General features: G+C 71.7%; 19 protein-coding genes. 4 read left to right on the top strand and 15 right to left on the bottom strand.

The features are described 5' to 3' along the window. Positions 1-127: 127 nt before the first annotated feature. The 5 genes from IEY33_RS08005 to IEY33_RS07985 form a co-directional block, all read right to left on the bottom strand. Complete coding sequence (locus IEY33_RS08005; protein WP_188962065.1) at positions 128-1279, bottom strand: LLM class flavin-dependent oxidoreductase; 1152 nt, start codon at positions 1277-1279, stop codon at positions 128-130. Positions 1280-1313: 34 nt separating this feature from the next. After that, positions 1314-2147 carry a carbohydrate ABC transporter permease gene (locus IEY33_RS08000; protein WP_188962063.1) on the bottom strand — a complete coding sequence of 278 codons (834 nt, stop codon included), beginning with the start codon at positions 2145-2147 and terminating at the stop codon, positions 1314-1316. Next, entirely contained in the window at positions 2144-3067 is a 924-nt protein-coding gene (locus tag IEY33_RS07995; RefSeq protein ID WP_188962060.1) for a carbohydrate ABC transporter permease, read from the bottom strand. Before IEY33_RS07995 ends, IEY33_RS08000 begins: the two co-directional genes overlap by 4 nt. A 34-nt stretch (positions 3068-3101) precedes the next feature. Continuing rightward, positions 3102-4355: an ABC transporter substrate-binding protein gene (locus IEY33_RS07990; protein ID WP_188962058.1), complete on the bottom strand. Its 1254-nt coding sequence runs from the start codon at positions 4353-4355 to the stop codon at positions 3102-3104. 222 nt (positions 4356-4577) lie between these two features. Next, entirely contained in the window at positions 4578-6047 is a 1470-nt protein-coding gene (locus tag IEY33_RS07985) for a hypothetical protein (protein ID WP_188962055.1), read from the bottom strand. Positions 6048-6216: 169 nt separating this feature from the next. On the opposite strand from IEY33_RS07985, the gene IEY33_RS07980 reads away from it, so the two are divergent. Further along, on the top strand, positions 6217-6630 hold the full coding sequence (locus IEY33_RS07980; protein WP_188962053.1) for an organic hydroperoxide resistance protein: 414 nt from the start codon (positions 6217-6219) through the stop codon (positions 6628-6630). A gap of 200 nt (positions 6631-6830) precedes the next feature. On the opposite strand, the gene IEY33_RS07975 is transcribed toward IEY33_RS07980, so the two are convergent. After that, positions 6831-7424 (bottom strand): metallophosphoesterase family protein, encoded by a 594-nt coding sequence (locus IEY33_RS07975; protein ID WP_188962050.1) that lies wholly within the window; start codon positions 7422-7424, stop codon positions 6831-6833. A 235-nt stretch (positions 7425-7659) separates the two neighbouring features. Here IEY33_RS07975 and IEY33_RS07970 point away from each other — a divergent pair, with 235 nt between their 5' ends. After that, positions 7660-8190: a GNAT family N-acetyltransferase gene (locus IEY33_RS07970; RefSeq protein WP_188962048.1), complete on the top strand. Its 531-nt coding sequence runs from the start codon at positions 7660-7662 to the stop codon at positions 8188-8190. Positions 8191-8288: 98 nt separating this feature from the next. Here IEY33_RS07970 and IEY33_RS07965 read toward each other — a convergent pair whose 3' ends face one another. From IEY33_RS07965 to mdlC, 5 genes are all read right to left on the bottom strand, one after another. Continuing rightward, complete coding sequence (locus IEY33_RS07965) at positions 8289-9980, bottom strand: DUF3084 domain-containing protein (protein WP_188962046.1); 1692 nt, start codon at positions 9978-9980, stop codon at positions 8289-8291. A 138-nt stretch (positions 9981-10118) separates the two neighbouring features. Beyond that, complete coding sequence (gene hisD, locus IEY33_RS07960) at positions 10119-11438, bottom strand: histidinol dehydrogenase (protein ID WP_188962043.1); 1320 nt, start codon at positions 11436-11438, stop codon at positions 10119-10121. 239 nt (positions 11439-11677) lie between these two features. Then, positions 11678-12370, bottom strand: a complete 693-nt coding sequence (locus IEY33_RS07955) for a DUF3108 domain-containing protein (protein WP_306415604.1) — start codon at positions 12368-12370, stop codon at positions 11678-11680. Further along, complete coding sequence (locus IEY33_RS07950; RefSeq protein ID WP_188962041.1) at positions 12367-13536, bottom strand: phosphopentomutase; 1170 nt, start codon at positions 13534-13536, stop codon at positions 12367-12369. The genes IEY33_RS07955 and IEY33_RS07950 overlap by 4 nt, the downstream gene beginning before the upstream one ends. Before the next feature lie 51 nt (positions 13537-13587). Then, positions 13588-15240 carry a benzoylformate decarboxylase gene (gene mdlC, locus IEY33_RS07945; RefSeq protein ID WP_188962039.1) on the bottom strand — a complete coding sequence of 551 codons (1653 nt, stop codon included), beginning with the start codon at positions 15238-15240 and terminating at the stop codon, positions 13588-13590. 177 nt (positions 15241-15417) lie between these two features. Here mdlC and IEY33_RS07940 point away from each other — a divergent pair, with 177 nt between their 5' ends. Both IEY33_RS07940 and IEY33_RS07935 read left to right on the top strand, forming a co-directional pair. Then, positions 15418-16131 (top strand): SDR family oxidoreductase, encoded by a 714-nt coding sequence (locus IEY33_RS07940; protein WP_188962036.1) that lies wholly within the window; start codon positions 15418-15420, stop codon positions 16129-16131. Between the two features lie 435 nt (positions 16132-16566). Further along, positions 16567-17580: an acetamidase/formamidase family protein gene (locus IEY33_RS07935; RefSeq protein WP_188962034.1), complete on the top strand. Its 1014-nt coding sequence runs from the start codon at positions 16567-16569 to the stop codon at positions 17578-17580. A 160-nt stretch (positions 17581-17740) separates the two neighbouring features. On the opposite strand, the gene IEY33_RS07930 is transcribed toward IEY33_RS07935, so the two are convergent. The 4 genes from IEY33_RS07930 to IEY33_RS07915 all read right to left on the bottom strand — a co-directional run bounded on the left by IEY33_RS07930 (position 17741) and on the right by IEY33_RS07915 (position 22671). Continuing rightward, positions 17741-18235 (bottom strand): DinB family protein, encoded by a 495-nt coding sequence (locus IEY33_RS07930; protein ID WP_188962031.1) that lies wholly within the window; start codon positions 18233-18235, stop codon positions 17741-17743. Between the two features lie 142 nt (positions 18236-18377). After that, positions 18378-19310, bottom strand: coding sequence for a 1,4-dihydroxy-6-naphtoate synthase (locus IEY33_RS07925; RefSeq protein ID WP_188962028.1), 933 nt, complete (start codon positions 19308-19310; stop codon positions 18378-18380). Positions 19311-19377: 67 nt separating this feature from the next. After that, positions 19378-20592: a hypothetical protein gene (locus tag IEY33_RS07920; protein WP_188962025.1), complete on the bottom strand. Its 1215-nt coding sequence runs from the start codon at positions 20590-20592 to the stop codon at positions 19378-19380. 60 nt (positions 20593-20652) lie between these two features. After that, on the bottom strand, positions 20653-22671 hold the full coding sequence (locus tag IEY33_RS07915; protein WP_188962023.1) for an FUSC family protein: 2019 nt from the start codon (positions 22669-22671) through the stop codon (positions 20653-20655). Between the last annotated feature and the right edge of the window lie 120 nt (positions 22672-22791).

Below are 22791 nucleotides of genomic sequence, written 5' to 3'. Positions count from 1 at the left end.
GACCTCCAGGGGGTCGGCCGGGCGGAACGCGCCGCTCCCGCCCGCGCCGCCTGAAGGAACGGCCCTCCCCGAGGGGCACCCCTTCAGGCGGCTGTACCTGTTGCCGTCACGCGACTGTGTGTTGCCGTCAGGCGACGGGAGCGACGCCCGTCGCGTGCAGCACCCGTTCTTCTGCCGTGCCGCCCTTCAGGAGTGGCATGACCAGCTCCCCGAAGCGGCGCGCCTCCTCCAGATGCGGGTAGCCGCTGAAGATGAAGGTCGAGATGCCCATCTCCTCGTACTCGCGGATCTTGCCCGCCACCTGCTCCGGATTCCCGACGATGGCGACGCCCACACCGCTGCGGGCCATGCCGACGCCCGCCCACAGGTGCGGCTCGACCAGCAGACTGTCTCCCGCCTCCTGCAGCATCCGGAACTGCCGCAGCTGCCCCACGCCGTCCACGCGGCTGTAACTCTCCACGAAGGCGCGCCTGACCTCCGGGTCCACCCGTGAGATGAGGCGCTCGGCGGCCTGCCACGCCTCGTCTTCCGTCTCACGCACGACCACGTGCGTCCGCAGGCCGTACCGCAGCGTCCTGCCGTACTCCTGCTCCAGCGTCCGCATCTGCGCGAGGCGTTCCTCCAGCATGTCGCGCCGCTCGCCCCACAGCAGGTACACGTCCGCGAGTTCCGCCGCGACGCGCTGCGCCGCCTCGCTCGCCCCGCCGAAGTACAGCGGGATGGGCTGCACGGGCGCGGGCTCCAGCACCGTGTTCTCGAACCTGTAGATGTCCGACGCGTACTGCTGCGGTCCCGGCTGCGTCCACAGCTGCCGCAGGATCAGCATGAATTCCCGCGTGCGCTCGTAGCGCTGCGCGTGCGCCTCGAAGTCGCCGTACATGGCGTTCTCGGCGGGACTGGAGCCTGTCACGATGTTCACCCGCACCCGCCCCGGGAAGAGGTTCTGGGCGGTGGCGATCATCTTGGCGTACATGGCGGGGTGGAACATGCCGGGCCGCACCGCGATCAAGAGGCCCGCGCCGCGCGTCCGGGCGAGCGCCGCGATGGCCGCCGTGTAGTTCTCGTGCTCGGAGTGGTAGTTGGTGGCGGTCAGCAGGCTGGTGAAGCCCGCCTCGGCTGCCGTCTCGATCAGGCTGGACACGTACTCCAGCGTGGGCCTGCGCGGCGGTCTGGCAGCAGTGCCGATGAACTCGCCGTCGCGGGACAGCTGCGCGAACCACAGGAATTCGGACGTGGACGGAGCGCCCTGCGTGGGCGCGTGCGGGTCGGGGTGGGTCATGCGGAACCTCCGGGGCTCGGGAGTGGGGCGGCGCTCAGGCCTTGACGCCGCCGGCGGTCAGGCCGGTCACGAAACGCTTCTGGAACAGCACGATCAGCAGCACGAGCGGCACCACGGCGATCACGATGGCGGCCGAAATCAGCGGCCACGGGAACGCGAACTCGCCCTGGTACAGCGTCACGCCGACCGACACGGTCCGCATGGTGCGGCTGGTGTTGAAGGACAGGGCCAGCAGGAACTCGTTCCAGCTGTTCACGAACACCAGCAGCGCGGCCGTCACGATGCCGGGCGCGCTGAGCGGCACCACCACGCGCCGCAGCGCGCCGAGCCGCGAGCAGCCGTCGATCATGGCGGCCGCCTCCAGGTCGCGCGGAATGCTGCCGAAGAAGGCGATGAGGACCAGGATCGCGACCGGCAGGGACAGCGCCGTGTACGGCAGGATCAGGGCCGGGTACGTGTTCAGCAGGTTCGCGCCGCGCAGGATCCGGAAGAGCGGCACGACCAGACTGATGACGGGAAACATGCTGAACACCACCACCAGCGTCGTGTACACGTTGCGGCGGCGCAGCTTGAGGCGCGCGAGCGCGTACGCGGCGAGCGACGCGACGACCACGCACAGCACGGTACTGACGCCCGACACGATCAGGGAATTCACGAAGAACGTCGCGAAGGGCTGCTCGGTGAACACGCGCGCGTAGTTGCTCCACGCGGGGTGCGTGGGCAGGTACTGGACGGGGAACTGCTGCAGTTCCGGGCCGCTCTTGAGGCTGGTGAGCGCGATCCACACGAGCGGGAACGTGCCGCCCACGATCAGCAGGATGAGGCCCGCGTACCGCGCGAGCCGTGCTGGGAGCGCCTCGCGTTTCACGCGTCCCCCCGCACGAAGCGCACGTACAGCGCGGTGATGGCGAGACTCACGGCGAACAGGGCGACGCTGAGGGCCGCGCCGTACCCGAAGTCCAGGAATTCCAGCGTGGTGCGGTAGATGTAGATGCCGAGCGTCTCGGTCGCGCCGTACTGCGACGCGGTGGGGCCGCCGCCCGTGAGGGCGTACGGGATGTCGAACACCTGGATGGCGCTGATGGCCCGGAAGATGAACGCCACCGCGAGCGCCGGGGCGAGCATGGGGAGCGTGACGCGCCAGAAGCTCTGGACCCGCCCGGCGCCGTCCACCTCGGCCGCCTCCGTGAGTTCCTGCGGGATGCCCTGCAGGCCGCCCAGCGCGATGAGCGCCACGAAACTGGAGGTCTTCCACACGACCGTCACGACGAGCACCACGCCCGCCAGCACCGGACTGGTCAGGAAGGCGACGGGTGACGAGACGAGGTGCAGCCGCACGAGCAGGTCGTTCACGACGCCGTACTGCCCGTTGAAGAGCCACTGGAAGATCAGGGCGCTGATGACGGGCGGCATGGCCCACGGAAGCAGCATCGCGACGCGCGCGAGCCAGCGTGCGCGGCTCTCGGCGTGCGCGACGAGCGCCATCGGCACGCCGATCAGGAAGGAGCCGCTGACGGTCAGCAGGCCGTACACGAGCGTGTTGCGCAGCGCGTTCAGGAAGCGGCCGTCGTGCAGCATGTCGGCGTAGTGCTTGAGGCCCACGAACGGCGTCCCCAGGTACGGTTCGGTGAGGCTGTTCACGAAGAGGCTGTTGTACAGGGTGGTGAGCATCGGGTAGAGCATCACCGCGCCGAAGATCAGGGCGGCGGGCAGCAGCAGCAGCAGCGCCAGTCCCTCCTCGCTCAGCGTGCGGCGTGCCCGGGGGCGGGCAGGCGTGGGCGTCGTCATGCGCGCCCCGGCCCGCCGTGCAGTGCGGCCCGCCTCACTTCAGCAGCGGTTCCAGGTCGCGCTGCATGTCTTTCAGGGCGGCGTCCACGGTCTTGTTGCCGGACACGGCGGCGGACACGTTCGTGCGGACGATTTCCGACACGCGCGGGTACGCGGGCGTCACGGGGCGCGAGCGGGCGCTCGACACGGCCGGGAACAGCGTCTTGAAGTGCGGGTTGGCGCTCACCACGGCCGGGTCGTTGTACAGCGCGCGGCGCACCGGCAGGTACGCGCCCTTCACGGCCAGGTCGCGCTGGCTGTCGGCGCTCGCCATGAACTGCAGGAGCTTCACGGCGGCGGCCTTGTTGCGGCTGTAGCTGCTCACGCCCCACTGCCAGCCGCCGACGCAGGTGGCGCTGCCGTTCTTGCCGAAGGCGGGGAGTTTCGCCACGCCGACGTTGCCCTTGACCTTGGTGGGGTCGGGGCTGTTGCCCTGGAAGTGCGCCCAGGCGTAACTCCAGTTCATGCCGAACAGGACGTTTCCGGCCTGGAACTGCTGGCGGGAGTCGTCGGTTTTCATCTCGGCGCTGCTGGCGGGGCTGAGTTTCGTCTTGACGGCGTTTACGAGGAACCCGAGACCCTGCTGGCCCTGGGCGCTGTCCACGTTGCGCGCGTCGCCGCCCGCCGACCACAGCAGTTCCAGGAAGTTGCAGACGGCGCCCTCGATGGGCGCGCCCTGGAAGTTCAGGCCCTGCAGGTTGCCGCCCTCGGCCCTAGTGATCTTCGCGGCGGTGCTGGCGAGTTCGTCCCAGGTGGTGGGGACCTTGGCCTTGTACTTGGCGAGCAGGTCCTTGCGGTAGTACAGGAACTGCGCGTCCGTGAAGGCGGGCAGCGCGTACAGTTTGCCGTTCACGGTGGCGGAGGCGATGGTGCCGGGCAGGAAGGCCTTGATATAGGCGTCCTTGCTGGGGATGTAGCTGTCGAGCGGTTCGGCCCACCCGGCGGCGGCGAAGGTGGCGGGGCGCACCACGTCGATCAGGAAGATGTCGAGGCTGGGGTCCTTGGCGGCGAGGACGGTGGTGAGGTAGCTGTTCTGCGCTTCGCTGGTCGCGCCGCCCTGCTCGATGCGGACCCTGATGTTGGGGTTCTGGCGCGTGAAGCGGTCGAAGAGCGGCTGGAAGATCTCGGGGCGTTGCTGGGATCCCATGAAGACCGTGAGGGTGGTCTTCTGCGCCTGGGCCTGCGCGGTCAGGGCGGGCGCGGCGGTGGAGGCGAGCAGCAGGGCGGTCAGGAAGGTGTTCTTGCGCATGGTGGACCTCGGTGGGGGAGAGGCGGAATGAACGTTCGTGCGGTGCACGCGGACGGGCGGTCAGAGAAGATTACCAGAACGATCAGCTTTTGTCGGCGGTGCGTCCACCGTGCAGCGGTCAGCGGCACGCCCGGCGGCCCCCTTTCCGGGATGCCCACAGCATAAAGGAGGCCGCCCACCCGCACTTCCGGGTGAGCGGCCCGCCTGCCGTGGGCGCGGCTTTCAGGCCACCTGCACCGCGCCCACCTGCCCTGCCCCGGCCCGCAGGAACAGCAGCAGCGTCGCCACAGCCAGCACGCTCAGCAGCAGCCCGGCATTCCCCACCCACAGGAACGTCACGGGCGCCAGCACCACCGGCAGCAGCGGCCACACGAACGCCCGCCCCAGGCACAGCACGGCCAGCAGGAACGCCAGGGCCGCGCCCAGCAGTTCCGCCGGGACGGGCGGCAGGTACCCGGTCAGCACGCCGCCCACCGCGAAGCCCAGACTCAGGCCCAGCACCGCCAGCGCGAGCCGCACCGGCAGTACCGGCAGGCGCCGCAGCCACCCCCACACGGCCACCAGCAGCACGCCGCCCAGCAGACAGAATGGCAGGAAGGCGTACAGCTTGAGCAGCGTCTCCCGTACCGACCCCTGCGCGAACACCACCGCGATGTTCTGCGCCGTGATGGCGTTCTGCAGCTGCCACTTCAGCGTCTGCGGCCCGCCGAAGGTGCCGCCCGTCACGCCGGTCGGGTACAGGCTGTAGCGCTGGAACCGGGTGGCCTGATCGGTCCGCAGCGTCAGCTCGAAGTCCCGGACCCGTTCGCGCCGCGCGGACAGGTCGTAATTCCAGCCGCGCGCGCCCTGGTGCCGGTACGTGACGCGCACCTCCGTCACCGCGCCCGGCGCGACGCGGCCCTCCCAGGTGCTGCTGCCCGACGAGAGGTCCGTGGACGTGAACGACTGCCCGTCGATGCTCATGGTGAAGCCGCTCAGCGTGCCGGACCCCTGCGGCAGCGGAAACTGGAAGCGCACGGTGGCCGCCTGCGCCAGCGGGTTCCGGAACCGGTACAGGGCCGTGAACGCCGCGTTGTACGCGCTCTGCCGGTCGGCGGCGTTCACGGCGAGCAGTTCGGCGCTCACGCGGCTCGTGTCGAGCGGAATGAACTCCTCACTCTGCAGTGTCGCCTCGCGGCTGAACACGACGTTCTGCCCGCTGCGCGTGAAGCGGTCACGCAGCCGCAGGATATTCTCGCTGCTGGGATCCTGCAGGTACGGCGCGAGGACCTGCACGCCCTCGCGGCGCACCTGCCGCAGCAGTTCCGGCGGGATCACGAGGGTACGGGTGTACGTGCGTTCGCTGAGGTACGTGACGGTCGGTGCCTGCTGCACCGTCTGTGCGGTGTTCGGGTCGGCCGTGTTGGTGTAGCGGGCGTTGACCTGCCCGCCGATGCGCGCCTGCACGCTGCGGTGGGCGATGTCGGTCATCAGGGTGGCCGCGCCCAGTGCGACAGGCACCAGCACCCAGCGGCCGAGCCTCCAGCCGCGGTCGGTGGCCCAGCGCAGCCCCGCGCGCAGGCGGTCCCGGCCGAGCAGCCGGTACGTGAGGAGGGCCGCGATCAGGACGAGCGCGGCGACGAGCAGGACGGGCAGTACCGAGAGCAGCCGGGTGAGGGCCTGGGCGAGCAGGTCGAGCGCGGTCTGAACCATGAATCCTCCGGGTTGGTGTGGAACTGCCCCCAGCATAGGAGTCTCAGATGAGTAGAGTAAGTATCATACTCAGGTGAGTATGAATTGGGAGGAGGGTGTGTCCAGTAACGGTGCCGTTCTTACCGTCCCGCCCCCCGTGGCGGCGCATGATCGGCCCGGAGGTTTCACCATGAGCAACATCTACACCGCACAGGCCACCGCACAGGGCGCACGCTCCGGCACCGTCCGGAGCAGCGACGACCGCCTCGACCTGCACCTCAGCGTCCCCGGCGAGATGGGCGGCGACGGCGGCCAGGGCACCAACCCCGAACAGCTCTTCGCCGCCGGATACGCCGCCTGCTTCCAGAGCGCCCTCGGCGTCGTCGGCCGCCGCAGCAAGATCGACACCAGCGCCAGCGAAGTCACCGCCATGGTCGGCCTGCAGAAAGCCGGACTGGCCTTCGCGCTCGACGTGGAACTCCACGTCAAAATCCCCGGCGTGGACCGCGAAACCGCCGAGAAACTCATGCACGACGCGCACAACGTCTGCCCGTACAGCGTCGCCACGCGCGGCAACGTCGACGTGCGTCTCATCGCAGACTGATACGATTTTGAGCTGGACTCCTGAAGTTCAGCGGCACGGGCACTGATCCGCACGCCCGACCCGGCCGGACAGTCCATGCAGAAGGAGCGCCGCCCAGGTCAGCAGACCGGGCGGCGCTCCTCTGTCAGATCAAGCCTCTGAACTGACCCGTCGTTGCGCCTCCCGGCAGTCCGGATCTCGGCGGTTCAGATGGCGCCTGTTCAGATGTCGACGATGTGGTACCCGTACGCGTTCATGACCTCTGCGCCGCTGCTCTGATCCTGGTACGAGAGCTTCTTGCCTTCGTACTCGTGGATGTGGCCGTGCACGACCAGCTTCGGGTGACGGCGGTCCATGAAGGTCTGGATGGCGGCGCAGCCCCGGTGCGCGTAGTCCGTCCCGGCGTGCGGACCGGTGGGCGGCGCGTGCGTGAGCAGGATGTCCACGCCCCTGCGGGCCCGCAGCGCGAGCAGGCCCAGCCCGACGCGCGCCTGGAAGTCCGTGTACTGCCCCTCGCCGTCCGCGCGGTAGCGGGGCACGCCGCCCCACCCGGCGATCCGCAGGCCCGCCACCGTCACCACGCGCCCGTGGATGTTGGTCACGCCGCGCGCCGGGATGCGGCCGTCGCCCTCGTTCACGTACTCGTTCTCGTGGTTGCCGGGCACGTACAGCACCGGCACCGGCAGCTTGGTCGCCAGGTACTCCAGGTAGTAGCCGGGCAGGTCGCCCGCCGCCAGCACGAGGTCCACGTCCGGCACGCCCTGCGGGAACCCCGTGCGGTACACGAAGGGGTGCACGTAGTCGGCGAGCAGCATGACGCGCCTGCGCGCCGGGGCCGTCTGAACCAGCTGAAGCGGTTCCAGCGCGGGCCGGGGCAGAAGTTGATGGGCTGTGGAGACCTGAAGGACCGGCATGCGTTCACCCGCCGTGCTCACGGACGCTGGGCGCGGTCCGGCACGGTCACTCAATTGAAGTCCCGCGAGTGTAGACTCCGGACACTGACATGACAACCCCCCAGCTTACAAATGTCCCGACCCGTCAGGCCACGGCATGCTGACCTTCCACACGGCCCGCCTGCGCCTGCCAGAACTCACGCCGGACCTCATGCAGGCCCGCCTGAACCTCGCTCCGGACGCCTCCGGCTTCACGCACACCCTGCACCTGGACGGGCACGACCACCTGATCGGCGTGCCCGCTACATGGCCCGGCGACGCGCTCCCGCTGCTGCCGCACCTGCTCGCCGCCGGTGGACCCAGCGGGCAGTTCGTGCTCGTGCGCCGCCAGGACCGCCTCGCCATCGGCCTGATGGGACAGAAGGGCGACCCGGACGGACAGGGCGACCTGGAGATCGGGTACGGCCTGAACCCCGACGCGCGCGGCGAAGGCTACGCCACCGAGGCGCTCCGGGCGCTCCTGCCGCACTGGCACGACCTGCCCGGCGTGCGGCGCGTCACGGCCTTCACCGCCCCGCACAACCCCGCCAGTGCCCGCGTCCTCCAGAAGGCCGGTTTCACGCACATCGGCCAGGCCGACGACCCGGACGGCGACGACGGCCCCCTGCTGTGGTGGGCATCCCGCTGAAGTGCCTGGCCCGCCCCATTCGGGTCCCGGTGCTCGCCGCCGGAAGGGGGCTTCGCGTTCCGCGCGGCGGACCTTCAGGCGCTCAGCTCACGCCGGGATCACTGCACGATGTCGGCGTACAGGTCCACCTGACTGCTCGGTTTCACGTCGTCGCGCGGCATCACGCCCACCACGGCCGTGCTGCCCCCACGCTCCGCGAGGCGCGTCAGCAGACTGAAGAGGCTCGCGGTGTTCAGGCCGCCGTTCAGCACGTTCTCCAGCGGCACGCCGCGCCGCGTCAGGTCCAGCACCGCGTCCCCGATCAGGTCCTGCACCTGCCCGCGCAGCGCCTCGTCGCCTGCCTTCAGGTTGATGGTCGCGCGCCGGATGACGCTGCCGTGCGTGAAGATCAGGGTGTTCGGGCGCGCGTCGCACGTCAGGTCCACCGCGAAGCCCGCCGCGGAGTTCCCGCTCGCGCGGCACAGCACGTACGCGCTGGCGTTCAGGCCCCGCAGGGCCGATTCGAGCGACTGCCGTGCCGGGGCCGCGAGCCGCGCGGGCGGCGCGCCGCGCGCACCCCGCGCGGACGCCGCCGTGCCCGCCGCGTCCAGGAAGCTGTCGAGGCTGCGGACGGACGCGACCACGCCGCCGTACACGATGCTGTTCTTGGAGTAGCTGAGCTCCGTGTTGCGGCTCGCGCTCAGCTCGCTGGTGGCGCGCGTGTACTCGTCCTCGAGGTGCTTCACGTCTGCCTGCGAACTGCTCAGGCTCAGGCGCAGCGTGTCGTTGTCGTTCTTCAGGGCGAGCGCCTGCGCCTGCAGGCCCGCCACCGTCGCCTTGAGCGCCGCGAGGTCCTTGCGGACCGTGTCGCGCTGCACCGTCAGCGTGGAGAGCTGCGCGCGCGCCTGCGTCGCCTGCTGCACCGCGCTGCCCGCCTGCGTCCGCGCCTGCGCCGCCTGCGTGCGGGCCGCCGTCAGCTGGTCCTGCAGGGTCCGCAGCTGCCCGGCCGCCTGATCGCGCTGCGCCGTCACCTGCGCGCGCGACCGGTCGAGGACCGCCAGCTGGTCCTGCAGGGCGTCCACCTGCGCCTGCGCCTGCACGGCACGCGTCCTGGCACTCTGCGCCTGCGCCTGCGCGGCCGCGTTGCGGCGGTCCAGCACCGTGATCTGCGCCTGCACGTCGCTCAGGCGCCGGTCGAGGGTGCTGGCGCGGCCCTGCGCGCCGGTCAGGTTCTTCTGCGACGTCGCCAGTTCCGCCTGCGACGCGAGCAGCGCGCGCCGGTTGCTGATGGCGCGCGCCTCCAGCGCGCCGCGCAGCGCCGTGAGGGTCTTCACGCGCGCCTGCAGGTCACGCGCCTGTCCCTGCAGCGTCGTCGCCTGCGACTTCAGGCGCGCGGTGGATGTCCGCGCCGACTCCAGCGCCGTCTGCGCCTGCGTCAGCTGCTGCACGGCGCGCTGTCCGGCCGCGCGGGCCTCCTCGGCGCGGGCGTTCGCGGCGTCCCGTTCCGTCTGCGCCTTGCTCAGGTCGGAACGGACGACCTTCACGTCGCCTTTCAGGGTGTTCAGTTCGCGGCGCAGCAGGTCCGCCTGCTCGATGTTGCGGATCGCCTGCCGGTTCAGCGCGAAGAACGCCAGCATGCTCGCCAGACTGATGCCCATGCCCGCCGCGACCGCCACGATCAGGGCCGTCGTCTTGGGCCGCAGCCCGAACAGACGAAGGTGACGGCGACCGGCGCGCCGCGCGATGTTGTCGGCGGCGTACGCGACGAACCCGGCAAGCAGAACAACGAAGGCGAGAAAGGCGAGCAGCACGGCCCCAGCATACCTGCGGCAGCGCGGACACACATCCCAGAAGTTCACCATTCCGGCACGCGCACCCCCGGGACCGCGCCACAGGAAAGGGCGGCACGCGTCCGGTCTCCGCGCGCCGCCCCCACCGCCCGAACAGGGTCAGCCTTGCGTGTTCAGGCGCGACTCGATGGCGCGCGCGTGCGCTTCCAGACCCTCGGTGCGCGCGAGGAGCGCGGCGGCCGGCCCCACGCGCCGCAGCGTCTCCTCGTTGATGCCCACCACCGAGATGATGTTCTGGAAGTCACGCACGTTCACCGGGCTCATGAAGCGGGCCGTGCCGCCCGTCGGCATGACGTGACTCGGCCCGGCCAGGTAATCCCCGAGGGCCTCCATGCTGCTCTCGCCGACGAACACGCCGCCCGCCCGCTGCACGCGCCCCAGCAGGGACCACGGGTCGCGCGTCAGCAGGCACAGGTGCTCGGGCGCGTACACGTTCGACAGGTCGAGCGCCTCGTCCAGCGTGTCCGCCAGCACGATCTTCATGCGGGCGTCCACGCTGTCGCGCGCCCAGCCGCGGTTCGGTTCCGGCAGGGCCTCCAGCTGACCGTTCAGTTCGGCCTGTACGGCCACCAGCAGCTCGCGGCTGGTGCTCACGAGGACCGGTTCGGCCCCCAGGTGTTCCGCCTGCGCGAGCAGGTCAGCGGCCACGTAGCGCGCGTCGGCGCTGTCGTCCGCGAGGACCAGCGTCTCGGTCGGGCCGGGCAGGCTCTCGATGCCCACCTGGCCGAACACCATGCGTTTGGCGATCACCACGAACAGGTTGCCCGGCCCGGCGATCTTGTCGACGCCCGGCACGGACGCCGTCCCGTACGCGAGGGCCGCGATGGCCTGCGCGCCGCCCAGCCGGAACACGCGCGTCACGCCGATCAGGCGCGCCGCGACCAGCACTGCCGGGTGAATGTCCCCGTCGCGGCCCACGGGGCTGCACACGACGAGTTCCGGCACGCCCGCCACCTGCGCCGGGATCGCCGTGTGAATCAGGGTGCTGACGAGCGGCGCGAGGCCGCCCGGCACGTACACGCCCACCCGCCCGAGCGGCCGCACCAGCTGCCCGAGCGCGCCGTCCGGCCCGTGGTTCAGGAAGCCGTGCGCGGGCTGCTGCTCGTAGAAGGCCCGCACGCGCGAGATCGCCAGTTCGATCGCGGCGTGCAGTTCCGGCGCGACGCTCGCCGCCGCGAGTTCGTCCGCCGTCACCTCCAGGCGGTCCGGGCGGAACCCGTCGAGGCGTTCCGTCCAGTCGAGGAGGGCGTCGTCGCCGCGCGCCTGCACGTCCTTCAGGATGCGGTCCACCACCTGTTCCGGCGTGAGCCGTTCTCCGAACAGCCGCTCGTTGCGGTCCAGCACGCTGTCCGGCACGGGAATCTCGGAGAACGTGCGCGTCAGGGCGGCACGGGCCGCCTCACCTTTCAGGATGTTCATGAAGTTACCTCTGGCGTGTGTCGCCACAACGCCCGCCGCCGGGACGGCCGGACGGGGCGAGTGATCGGGATTCGGAACGGGGCCGACCGTCCCGGCGGGTGTGGAGGGAGCGTCTGTCACCAGACCGTCCTCCGTTTCGATGACCGGGCGGCGCGGGTGGTGGAGGTGCTGGAGCGGAACCATGGAAGTGCTCGCTTACGTGCGACGGACCTCCGCCCCGGCGAAGGGGTGAGCGCGCGTCAGCGGCGACGGCGCGGCTTGCCGGGCGGCGGGCGCTCGCCGCGCACGGCGTCACGCGCGCCCCCGGCGCGGGAATGCTCGCGGCGAGCGCCCGCGTGCTCCAGCGTCAGCAGGGCCTCCACCGGACCGAAATCGCTCGGCTGGATCAGGCGCAGCAGGCGGTGCGGCGCGTCCCGCTCCACGTACACGTACGCCCCGCCGGGCCGCAGGAAGTACACGTGCGCCGCGAGACCGTGCACATCGCTGTCCGGCAGGGCCTGCACGTGCACGCGCCCACCCACCATGCGTACGGTGAGCGGCACGGACGCGGCCTCCTGCGGACGCGAACGCAGCCACAGCAGCAGCGACAGCGGGTCGTGGTACCCCTCCACCAGCGGCTGCGTCGCCTCGTCCTTGCCCTGCCGCAGCGTGACGAGGCCGGTCGCCGCGTCGAACAGCGTCTCGAAGTGCGGGCGGCGATTCCCGCCCTCCGCCTCCGCGTACGCCACGCTCTGCCCGGACGCCGGGTCGAGCCGCGACTCCTGCACCTTCCGGGCCGCCGGGAGCGCCCCGCCGAACTCCGTCTGCACGCGCGTCACGACGCCGGAACGCTCCGGCCGCACCACCCACTCCTGCGTGCCCGCGTACCGCCCGCCGAGCGTCAGGGTGTACGCGAAACTCTCCGGTCCCGCCACCCCGCCCCGCACGCTCACTGCAGCTGACCCCAGAAGCTCGTGCCGGGACCGTCCCACGCCGCACCGAGCGCCTCGGCGACCGTGGCGCCCACGTCCGCGAACGTCGCGCGCTCCCCCAGGTCCACCGCGCCCAGCCCGGGGCGGTACGCGAGCAGCATCCCGTACTCGCGGGTGTGGTCGCTGCCGTGCCACGTGGGGTCGTTCCCGTGATCCGAGATGATCACGAGCGCTCCGTCGTCCGGCACGGCCGCCATCAGGTCCGGCAGGGCCGCGTCGAAAGCCGCGAGGGCCGCGCCGTACCCGGCCGGGTCGCGCCGGTGCCCGTACTTCGCGTCGAAATCCACGAGGTTCGTGAACACCAGCCCGTCGAAGTCCGAGCGCATGCGCGTGAGCGTCTTGCGGATACCGTCCGGGTTGTCGTCCGTGTGGATCTCCTCGCTGAACCCCTGATGATCGTAGATGTCGGGAATCTTGCCGATGCCGACCACGTCCCGGCCCGCCGCGCGCAGCGCCGTCAGGACCGTCGGGGGCGGCGTCAGCGAGTAGTCGTGCCGCAGCTCGCCCGCCCGCTCGAAGTCCGGCGCGCTCCCCCGGAAAGGCCGCGCGATCACGCGCGCCACCGCGTACTCGCCCTGCAGGATCTCACGCGCCGCGCGGCACCACTCGTACAGCGTCTCCACCGGCACCACGTCCACGTGCGCCGCGATCTGGAAGACGCTGTCGGCACTGGTGTACACGATGGGGTCCCCCGTCCGCAGGTGCTCCGGCCCGAAATCCCGGATGACGTCCGTGCCGCTGTACGGCCGGTTGCACAGGAACCCCCGCCCCGTCGCGGCATTGAAGGCGTCCATCACGGCGGGTGGGAACCCGTCCGGGAACACCTGGAAGGGATGCGTCAGCTGCACGCCCATGAACTCCCAGTGCCCGGTGCTGGTGTCCTTGCCGGGGCTGACCTCCAGCATCCGCCCGAACGCGCCCGTCACGTCCCCCGCGTCCGGCACGCCCTGCACGGTCGGCAGTCGGCCCAGGCCGAGCCGCGCGAGGTTCGGAAGCTGCACGCCGGTCCGCGCCAGCGTGTGGTTCAGGGTGTGCGACCCGCCGTCGCCGGGAGGAGAGCCGAAACTGGCGGCGTCGGGCAGGGCCCCCACGCCCACCGAATCCAGAACGATGATGGTGAACTTCATGCGGGCAGTCTAGAGCAGTTCACGGCCCCCACCCCGCAAGCGGCGACCCGTTCAGCCGAGCAGCTTGCCGGGTTCCGGCGTGACCGGCACCTCGATCAGGGTCGGACCGTCCCGCCGCAGCGCGTCCCTCAGCGCCGACCTCACCTCGTCCGCCGTCCGTGCCGCCAGGGCCGTCACGCCGTACCCCTGCGCGATCCGCACGGCGTCCAGGCCCGGCAGGTCCAGGCCCGGCACGCCCGGCGTGCCTTCCTGCCGCGCGAACATCTTCAGGATGCCGTACTCGCCGTTGCGCGGCACGACCACCACCACCCGCACGCCCAGCTGCGCCGCCGACCACAGCGCCTGCACGCTGTAGTGCAGCGACCCGTCCCCGATGAACGCCAGCACCGGCCACCCACGCCCCCCGTCCCGCTCCGCGAGGGCCAGACCCACCGCGGCGGGCAGCCCGAAGCCCAGCCCGCCGCTCGCCATCGTGAAGTACCGGCCCGGCCCGCTGAACTTCAGGTGCCGCATCAGGGCCGGAATGCTGCTCGGCACCTCCTGCACCACCACCGAATCGTCGGGCCGTTCCTGCGCCACCAGCGCGAACAGGTCCCGCGCCGTCAGGCGGGCGTCCCCCGGTGCGGGAGCAGGAGAAGGCGGCACGGTCGCCGGCCCCCCGTCCGGCGTGGCGGCGGGAGGGGGAGACGCGCTCACCGCCCGCCCCCACCCCGGCACGAAGTCCGCGAGATGCGCCGACAGCCCCTCCAGGCACAGGCGCGCGTCCCCGATCACGCTGTCCCCCACCGGCGCGCGCGCCGCCTCCGCCGGATCGTCCGTCAGCTGCCAAACCCTCGTCCCGCCCGCCAGGTACTCTCCCGGCACGTACGGGTAGTACCGGAACACCTCCGCGCCCACCACCACCACCACGTCATGCGGCGCGAGCGCCCGCCCCAGCGGCAGAATCGCGAACGGCAGCGGCCCACGGTACTGCGGGTGCGTGGTCGGGAACCCCAGCCGCTCCGCGATCGGCGCGCCGTACACCGCGCACCCCAGCGTCTCCGCCAGCGCCACGCCCGCCCCCCACCCGCCGCTGCGGTCCACGCCCGCCCCCATCACCAGCGCCGGATTCCGCGCGCCCCGCAGGGCCGCCGCCACCAGCTCCAGCCGTTCCGGGTCCGGCGCGACCCGCCCGGACACGCTCCGCAGCACCGCTTCCCCCTCCGCCTCCTGGTCCCAGTCGTCGAGCGGCAACGACAGGAACACCGGCCCCGCCGGCGCCTGCACCGCCTCCGCGTACGCCCGCATGAACGCGGCCGGCACGTCCTGCGCCCGCACCGGCTCGTAACTCCACTTCACGTGTGGGAGCGGCAGCTCCGTGGCGCGCACGTTGCTCAGGAACGCCTCCATCAGCAGCGTCCTGCGCGTCTGCTGTCCCGCCGTGATGATCAGCGGCGTCTTGTTGCGCGCCGCCGTGATGATGTTCCCCATCCCGTTTCCCACGCCCGGAGCCGTGTGCAGGTTCACCAGCGCGGGCCTCCCCGACCCCTGCGCGTACCCGTCCGCCATCCCGACCGCGCTCGCCTCCTGCAGTGCCAGCACATACCGGAAATCTGCGGGGAAGTCCTTCAGGAACGGCTCCTCGGTACTGCCGGGATTGCCGAAGATGGTGGTCAGGCCCAGCTGACGCAGCAGGTTGAACGTGACCTCACGGACGGTAGGCATGACGGACCTCCAGAAAGAGACGGGAGCGGAACAGGGACGCGAGACTCGGATTGCCGCCAGCGTAGAGCATTTCCAGCGGCGGCGCCCGCGTCCGCGCCCTGACTGGCCTCCTTACGCTCTCTTCATTCGGTGGTGTGCGGCGCGGTTGGTCTCCCGCGCGCCCGGTAGCCTGCCGCCATGACCGATCACAAGGGCGCGGAAGGCAAAGTCCTCTTCATCACGGGGGCCAGCATGGGAATTGGCGCGGCGGTCGCGCGGCACGCCGTGCAGGCCGGGTACCGCGTGGTGCTCACGGCCCGCAGCCTTGACCGGCTGGAGGTCCTGGCGGCCGAACTCGGCCAGGAAAAGGCGCTGGCCCTGAAGGTGGACGTGACCGAGTGGACGGAACTGGAGGCGGCCGTGCAGGCCACCCTGGAGCGCTTCGGGCGGCTGGACGCGGCCTTCGCGAACGCGGGCTTCACGGCCGGGACCGGCAGGTACGCGAGCGGCGACCCCACCCCGAACGAGTGGCGGGACATGATCCTCACCAACGTGCTCGGCGCGGCCCTCACTGCACGCGCGACCCTGCCGGAGATCGTGAAGGCGCGGGGGCATTTCTTTCTGGTGGGCAGCGTCGCCGGACGCGTCGCCAACCCCGGCCCGTACAGCGCCACCAAGTGGGCGATCTCCGGGATGGGCGACAGCATCCGCAAGGAAGTGAGCGGGCAGGGCGTGCGCGTCACCATCGTCGAGCCGGGCCGGGTGGACACGGAATTCTGGCGGAACGGCAGGCCGGACGCGGCGTTCCTGCACGAGGACGACGTGGCGCGCGCCGTGCTGTACGCCCTGACGCAGCCGGAACACGTCGCCATCAACGAACTGCTCATCCGTCCCACCACCCAGGACGTCTGATATGGTGTTGAGCTGAACTTGTAGCGTTCAGCCGAGTGACAAGGGCGCCAACAAGTACGGTTTTGAGGAGACGGAAGCGGGCAGGCGTCCTCTCCTGCGGAGCTGTCCCAGTCATGGGCGCTGTTTTGCCCAGGAAGCGGGCAGGCGTCCTGTAGGGCGTATCGTCGTGAACGGACGCGGCTGGCCACGCCACTCCTCCCGTTCTGCCCAAGAAGCGGGCAGGCGTCCTGTAGGGCGTCCGTTCTGCCCAAGAAGCGGGCAGGCGTCCTGTAGGGCGTCCGTTCTGCCCAAGAAGCGGGCAGGCGTCCTGTAGGGCGTCCGTTCTGCCCAAGAAGGGATGCCTTCGCTGTTTCCGGCATCCCTGGAATCGGATCAAAACCGTATGACGCCCAGCCCCACGGGCCGGTGAGCGGTGCGGGCACGCTACCCTGACGCATGACCGGCACGCACCACCTGGGAACGCAGTCCGTCCACACCGTCTGGGACGCCGCCCTCACGCCCGCCCTCACCGTGCGGAGCGGCGACACCGTCACGCTCGACACGCTGGACGCGTCGTACGGCAGCGTCGCCCGGCGCGTCCAGGCGGGCGAACTCGCCCTGCCCGCCCACCTCGCCCCGGACCTGCGGGACGCCGTGCTCGCGGCCGCGTACCCGGTCCGGCCTTCCACGGGCGGCTTGCGCGGCCACCCGCTCACCGGGCCCGTCCACGTGCAGGGGGCCGAGCCGGGCGACACGCTCGCCATCGACATTCTGGACGTGCGGCCCGCCGCGTGGGGCTGGACCGGCTGCCGTCCGGACGGCATCGGCCTGCTCGACCGGGCGCTCGCGCCGCACCTCCCGGCGGGCGGGTACACGCACGTCTGGGACCTGCGCGCCCGCACGTACACGGATTTCCGGCCCGGCATCCGCGTGCCGCTCGCACCGTTTCCCGGCGTCATCGGTGTCGCGCCTGCCGCGCCCGGCCCGCACGTCACCAGTCCGCCCCGGCAGGTGGGCGGCAACATGGACATCCGGCAGCTCGTGAGCGGCAGCACCCTCTACCTGCCCGTCGAGGTGCCGGGCGCCCTGCTGAGCGCCGGGGACCTGCACGCCGCGCAGGGCGACGGCGAACTGAGCGGCACCGGCATCGAGATGGACGGCCAGCTCACGCTGCGCGTCACGGTTATGCGGGACCATCCCGTCCGCACCCCGGAGTTCCGCGCGCCGCCCGAACCGACCGGCCTGTGGAGCGCCGGGAGTTACGCCGCGACCGGTCACGCGCCCGACCTGATGGACGCCGCCCGCACCGCCCTGCAGGGCCTGCTCGCGTACATGACGCGCACGCACGCGCTGAGTGTGCCAGACGCGTACATCCTGGCGAGCGCGTGCGTGGACCTCCGCATCAGTCAGATCGTGGACGCCCCCAACTACACCGTGAGCGCCCTCCTGCCGCTCAGCATCTTCGGGTGATCCGGCTGCAGGTGAACGCCCCCGCCGTGCGCGGAGTTCATCCGGGTGAAAAGAGCAGGAGCGCGGACGCGGTCCCGGAAATGGAAGGGGAGGCGGTGAGGTTCCCACCCTGCGGGAAGTGGACGGGACACGCCCCAGCCGGGTGCCGTTGCCCCGCGCGTCACTGCAGCAGTTTCACCAGCTGACGCAGCGCGCCCAGGTGGTACGCGACGTGCGCGACGCCCCCCGCGAGACCGCCCGCCGCGTCCTCCTCCGGCTCCCCGTCCGGCAGGACCGCCTGCGCCTGCAGGGCCGCGTACGCCGCCCGCACCCGCTCCCGCAGCGCCTCCCACTCCCGCGCCGTGACGCGGCCCGACCCGAAACTCCCCGCCCAGTCGAACGGGCCGCGCTCCCCGTGCGCCCAGCGCACCATGACCTCCATGTGGTACGCCACGTGCGCCGCGTGGGCCGCCACGCTCAGGCCCAGCGCCGTCCCCTCGCTCGCCTGCGCCGCCGTCAGCGCGTCCAGCGTCGCCAGCAGCCCGTGATTGCCGCTCCCGTCCGCCTTCGTCCCGTCCAGGAACGCCGTCCCCTGACCGGGCGCGCCGCCCTCCACCGCCTCTCTCAGCACGTCCAGTACGCCCCGCACCCACGCCCGCCCAGGTATCGTCGTCATGCCCCAGCATGACATCAGGGGGCGGGAAGCGCATCGCCCAGAGCGACGTACCCGCCTCCCACCCCCCTGGCACGCGGCGCGTGCCGTGCCCTGTCATCCGGAATCCGCTTCTGCCTGCTCCTTCCAGTCGGATCAGTCCGTTTCAGTCCTGCGGCGTCACGAAGAGCGGCAGGCCGGTGTCCTGCACGGCGCCTGCCTGGACGGCCCGCCGGTACAGTTCCTGCACGGCACGTTCGCCCTCTTCGCCCACGTCGTCGGAGAAGGTGTTGACGTACAGGTCGATGTGCGCCTGCATCACGTCGTCACTCATTTCCAGGGCGTGCTGACGGATGTACGCCTTCGGTTCCTGCGGGTGCGTCCACGCGTACTGCAGGCTCGCGCGGACCGCTTCGTTCAGCGCCCATTTCGTGTCGTCCGGCAGGTCGCGCCGCACGAGGATCGCGCCGAGCGGCAGGGGCAGGCCCGTCTCGCCCTCCCACCACGCGCCCAGGTCGAGGAGCTTCGTGAGGCCGTGCTGCGGGTACGTGAAGCGCGACTCGTGAATGATGAGGCCCGCGTGCACCTGCTGCCCCCCGTACTCACCGCGTTCCACGGCGGGCATCACCTCGTCGTAGCGCATGCGGACGACGTTCACGCCGGGGTACACGATCCGCAGGAGCAGTTCGGCGGTGGTGAGCGCGCCGGGCGACGCGACCGTCAGGCCGTTCAGGTCGCCCAGGTCCGTCCGGGCGACGATGAGCGGCCCGACGCCGCGCCCGAGGGCGCCGCCGCTGCGGAGCGCGACGTAGTCCCGCATGACGCTGAAGTACGCGCGGTAACTGATCTTGGTGATGGGGAGCCGCGCCTCGCCCGCCCAGTCGTTGAGGGTCTGCACGTCCTCCAGCACTTCCGTGACCGGCAGCGGGGACGGGGTGCGTCCGTGCGACAGGGCGTAGAAGATAAAGGTGTCGTTCGGGCAGAAGGAGTACCCCAGCTGCAGGTCAGTCCTTCCGGAAGACGCCTGGCCCGGCTGGTCCGGGAGGGCGCTGGAAGGGTGGCCGCTGGGGGGAGTGGCAGGGTCTGGCGTGACGGTCATGCGGTCAGGGTACGCCTGCGCGGGCGGGGCAAATGCTTTCCGGGGAACGGTGCCCCGCCGGGCATGGTCAGCGGGCGAGTTCGCCGGGCGTGACGGGCTCCGTCAGCAGACGCGCGAACACCTCGCGCGGCGCCCCGGCCTGCATGGCGCGGCGCACGAGCCGCCCACCGACGCTGTACGTGAAGGTGTAACTGCGGAAGCTGGGGTGCGTGATGAACTCCAGGCTCTTGAGGGCGCGGGCTTCGCTGACGACGTTGTACCGCATCAGGAACTCCACCACCTGCGCCTGCGGCGCGTGGTCCTCGTGCAGCATCAGGGCCGCGTGGCCGTTCACGCCGCGCGCACTCTCCCGCGCGTCCTGCAGGGCCAGCCAGGCGCGCACGTCGTCCGGGTCGAGGCCCGCCACGCGGCTCAGGTCGCCCGTCAGCCACTCGCGCACCTCGGCGGGCGTCATCACGGCGTCCAGCGCGTTCACGGCGATGCCCTCGGACACCACGCATTCCGGCGCGTTGATGAGCTGAATGCTGTGCTCGTGCCAGCCGCGCTCCCGCACGAGGCGCGCCTCCTTGCCGGAATGCTCGGTGTGATGCCCGGGGTAGCCTTCGTGCGCCATCAGGTCCGGCAGGCTCGGCAGGAGGACGGGGAGGTCCACGTTGATGTCGATGCGGCTGCGCAGGTTCCCGAGCGGCCAGTTGTACCCGCCCCACGGCTGGTTCCGCACGAGGCCGATGCTGAAGTCCTCACCTTCCGGCAGCCAGAACGTGTTTCCCGTGCGGCGGCGCAGCTCGTCGAGGACGGGCGTCGTGACGCGCAGCACGTCGTCCGGGTCGAGCTGCACGCGCGCCCGCAGCCGCTCCTCGCGTTCCTCCAGGGTGCCGCTGCCGGGCAGGGCGGCGTCCATGCGGTTCAGGCCGTCCTCCAGCTCCGCGAGGTCCGCGCGTTCCGGGTCGATGTCGTACAGGCCGCGCACCTCCTCGCTGTACGCGAGGCGCTCGCCGCCCAGCATGCGGACCAGGGTGTGCATGGCGCGCGACTGCACCTCCAGGAAGGTGCGCCGGGCGGGGTCCGTGACCTGCGCGACGAGGTCCGTGAGGCGCGCCGCCTCCTCCTGAAGCTGCTGCGGGCTGCGTTCCGACCGGTCCGCCCATTCGGCCGGGCCGCCGTACCCGTCGATGTAGCCGGGCGAGTGCACGTCCAGGCCGTGCGCGAGCCGGATATACGCCTGCGCCACCGCGAGGGACGAGGAATCGGAGGGTACGGAACCTTGGGTGGACGGGGTCATGGCGCGCAGCATAGAACAGCCGGGCATGAAAAACCGCCGGGAACGCTCAGGGCATGCATGTCACGGCGTCGGTGCCGCTGCCGTCTCTGATCCCGGGACGCGGTCCAGCAGCGCGCGTGCGCCCAGCACGACCGCGTCCGGTGTGAGTGTCCACGGCGCGTGCGTCCATGGCACGTCCGGTGCGGCCGGGCGGTGCTCGTCCGGGTTGCCGTCCAGCGCCTCGGCATGCAGGGCCAGCGTGCGGGCCGCCTCGCGGCTCAGCTCGCCGACCAGCGCGGCGAGATCGGCGCGCAGCGGTCGCCGTCCGGGCTCCAGCGCCGCCGCCTGCACGAGGTTCTCCGCCTGCAGCCGTAGCTGCCGCGCCGCGAGGCGCGCCGATCTCGCCGTCTCGGCCGCCTGCTCGCGCTCCGGGCCGCTCCCGGCGGCGTACAGGGCCGCGACCGCCTCGGCGTACGCGAGGTGGCGGGCCAGCGCGTCACGTAGCACCCCCTGCGCCTGCCGCGCCTGCCACGTGGGCCACACGAGGTGAAAGGCCAGGGCCAGCAGGCCGCCCAGCAGCGTCGCGACCACGCGCGTCTCCACCGCGAGACGCTGCGCGATGCCCGCCGCCTCCACCGAGAACACCACGTACAGCGTGATCGCAACCGAGAACACCGCGTAGTTGGTGAGGAACAGCGCGTACACCAGGAACGCGGCCAGCAGGCTCAGCAGACTCAGGAGGGCCGCGCCGGGATGCAGGGCCGCGACGATCCCGGCGGCGAGCAGCACGCCCGCCAGCGTGCCGCTCAGGCGGGCGACGCCGCGCGTGAGCGTCGCGGAGAACTCCTGCCTCAGCAGGACCGCCACCGTGAGCGGCAGCCAGTACCCGTGCGACACGTTCAGCGCCCGGTACAGCAGCGTGCTGAGCGCCAGCGCCACCCCGAACCGCAGCGCGTGCCGCCATGCGACCTGCTGCAGGGGCACGCTGCGCGGCATGCGCGCCAGCAGGCCCGTCAGGCGGCCGAGCAGCGTGACGGGCGCCGCGTCCGGCCCGGCAGCGGGCGGGGGAGAGGACGCTCCCTGCGGGGCGGGCAGCGGCCGTGAGGGCGGCGGCAGGCGCAGCAGCCGGTCGAGGCGCGCCACGATCAGTTCCGCCCAGTGCCGCTCGCTGCGCTCGTCGGGCGTCCCGCCGTCCAGCGCGGCCAGCCGTTGCCGCAGTCCGCGCAGTTCCGCGCGCGACCGCACGGACGCGTGCCCGGCGTGGCCCTGCCGCACGTCGCTCTCCACGCGGCGCAGGGTGCGCGCCAGCGCCGACGCGAGCCGCGCGGCACGCCCTGGCCGCTGCGCCCGGTACGCGACGGACGCGCCCCCCAGACCCGTCAGGGACGCGCGGATCTCCTCGGCCGCCTGCAGCGACTGCACGAGCGCGGCGTGCTCGTCCCGCCACGCGAAGCCGCGCGCCTCGTCCAGCAGCGCCCACGCGTTCTGCAGCGGCACGGCGTCCGGCACGCCCGGCAGCGAGGCGTCCTCGTCCCAGGCCTCCACGTACCGCGCGAGGCTGCGGTACACGTTCGCCACCGCCCGGCGTTCCGGCGAACGGCGACTCGCGGGCCACACCGCCACCAGCAGCACCGTCTGCACCAGCGCCCCGCCCAGCACCAGCAGGCCCGCCGGGAGCGCCTGCGACACCGGGAGCTGCAGGCCCGTCATGACGACCAGCACGCTCGTCGCCTGCAGGCTCACCGTAAGCGCCGCCGGGCCGGACTGCCCGTACAGCGCGAGCAGCGACCCCACCACCAGCGCCGCCAGGGTCGCCGCCCACACCTCGTGCGCGGCCAGCACGCCCAGCACCGTCACCAGGGCCGTCACGACGCTCGTGGTCAGCATCAGCCGCAGCCGCGAGCGCGTCACGCCGCTGTACGACGCGAGCCCCGCGTTCAGCGCGCCCGTCGCGGCCAGCACGCCCAGCGGCGCCTGCCCGGCCAGCACGCCCAGCAGCACCGGGACGGCGAGGCCCGCCGTGCAGCGCAGCGCCTCCAGTGGCCGCCACTGGCTGCGGTCGAAACGAAAGGCGTTCTGCACGAGAATCCGGCTGCGCACGTCCGTATTCTGGCCCACGCGGCCGCAGCGTGCCTGCATCCTCGCCTCACGAACCGCGACCCCCGCGCATCCTCGCCTCACGAACCGCGACCCCCGTGCATCCTCGCCCCGCAAACCGCG

It is taken from the genome of Deinococcus aquiradiocola, assembly GCF_014646915.1.
Lineage (GTDB): Bacteria > Deinococcota > Deinococci > Deinococcales > Deinococcaceae > Deinococcus > Deinococcus aquiradiocola.
This window is presented reverse-complemented; position numbering and strand designations above follow the sequence as displayed.

What these genes read in the sequence shown, in the direction of transcription:
- IEY33_RS08005 (WP_188962065.1), bottom strand. Translation starts at nt 1,279, where the DNA reads ATGACCCACCCCGACCCGCACGCGCCCACGCAGGGCGCTCCGTCCACG.
- IEY33_RS07995 (WP_188962060.1), bottom strand. Translation starts at nt 3,067, where the DNA reads ATGACGACGCCCACGCCTGCCCGCCCCCGGGCACGCCGCACGCTGAGC.
- IEY33_RS07990 (WP_188962058.1), bottom strand. Translation starts at nt 4,355, where the DNA reads ATGCGCAAGAACACCTTCCTGACCGCCCTGCTGCTCGCCTCCACCGCC.
- IEY33_RS07985 (WP_188962055.1), bottom strand. Translation starts at nt 6,047, where the DNA reads ATGGTTCAGACCGCGCTCGACCTGCTCGCCCAGGCCCTCACCCGGCTG.
- IEY33_RS07980 (WP_188962053.1), top strand. Translation starts at nt 6,217, where the DNA reads ATGAGCAACATCTACACCGCACAGGCCACCGCACAGGGCGCACGCTCC.
- IEY33_RS07975 (WP_188962050.1), bottom strand. Translation starts at nt 7,424, where the DNA reads ATGCTGCTCGCCGACTACGTGCACCCCTTCGTGTACCGCACGGGGTTC.
- IEY33_RS07970 (WP_188962048.1), top strand. Translation starts at nt 7,660, where the DNA reads ATGCTGACCTTCCACACGGCCCGCCTGCGCCTGCCAGAACTCACGCCG.
- hisD (WP_188962043.1), bottom strand. Translation starts at nt 11,438, where the DNA reads ATGAACATCCTGAAAGGTGAGGCGGCCCGTGCCGCCCTGACGCGCACG.
- IEY33_RS07950 (WP_188962041.1), bottom strand. Translation starts at nt 13,536, where the DNA reads ATGAAGTTCACCATCATCGTTCTGGATTCGGTGGGCGTGGGGGCCCTG.
- mdlC (WP_188962039.1), bottom strand. Translation starts at nt 15,240, where the DNA reads ATGCCTACCGTCCGTGAGGTCACGTTCAACCTGCTGCGTCAGCTGGGC.
- IEY33_RS07940 (WP_188962036.1), top strand. Translation starts at nt 15,418, where the DNA reads ATGACCGATCACAAGGGCGCGGAAGGCAAAGTCCTCTTCATCACGGGG.
- IEY33_RS07935 (WP_188962034.1), top strand. Translation starts at nt 16,567, where the DNA reads ATGACCGGCACGCACCACCTGGGAACGCAGTCCGTCCACACCGTCTGG.
- IEY33_RS07930 (WP_188962031.1), bottom strand. Translation starts at nt 18,235, where the DNA reads ATGACGACGATACCTGGGCGGGCGTGGGTGCGGGGCGTACTGGACGTG.
- IEY33_RS07925 (WP_188962028.1), bottom strand. Translation starts at nt 19,310, where the DNA reads ATGACCGTCACGCCAGACCCTGCCACTCCCCCCAGCGGCCACCCTTCC.
- IEY33_RS07920 (WP_188962025.1), bottom strand. Translation starts at nt 20,592, where the DNA reads ATGACCCCGTCCACCCAAGGTTCCGTACCCTCCGATTCCTCGTCCCTC.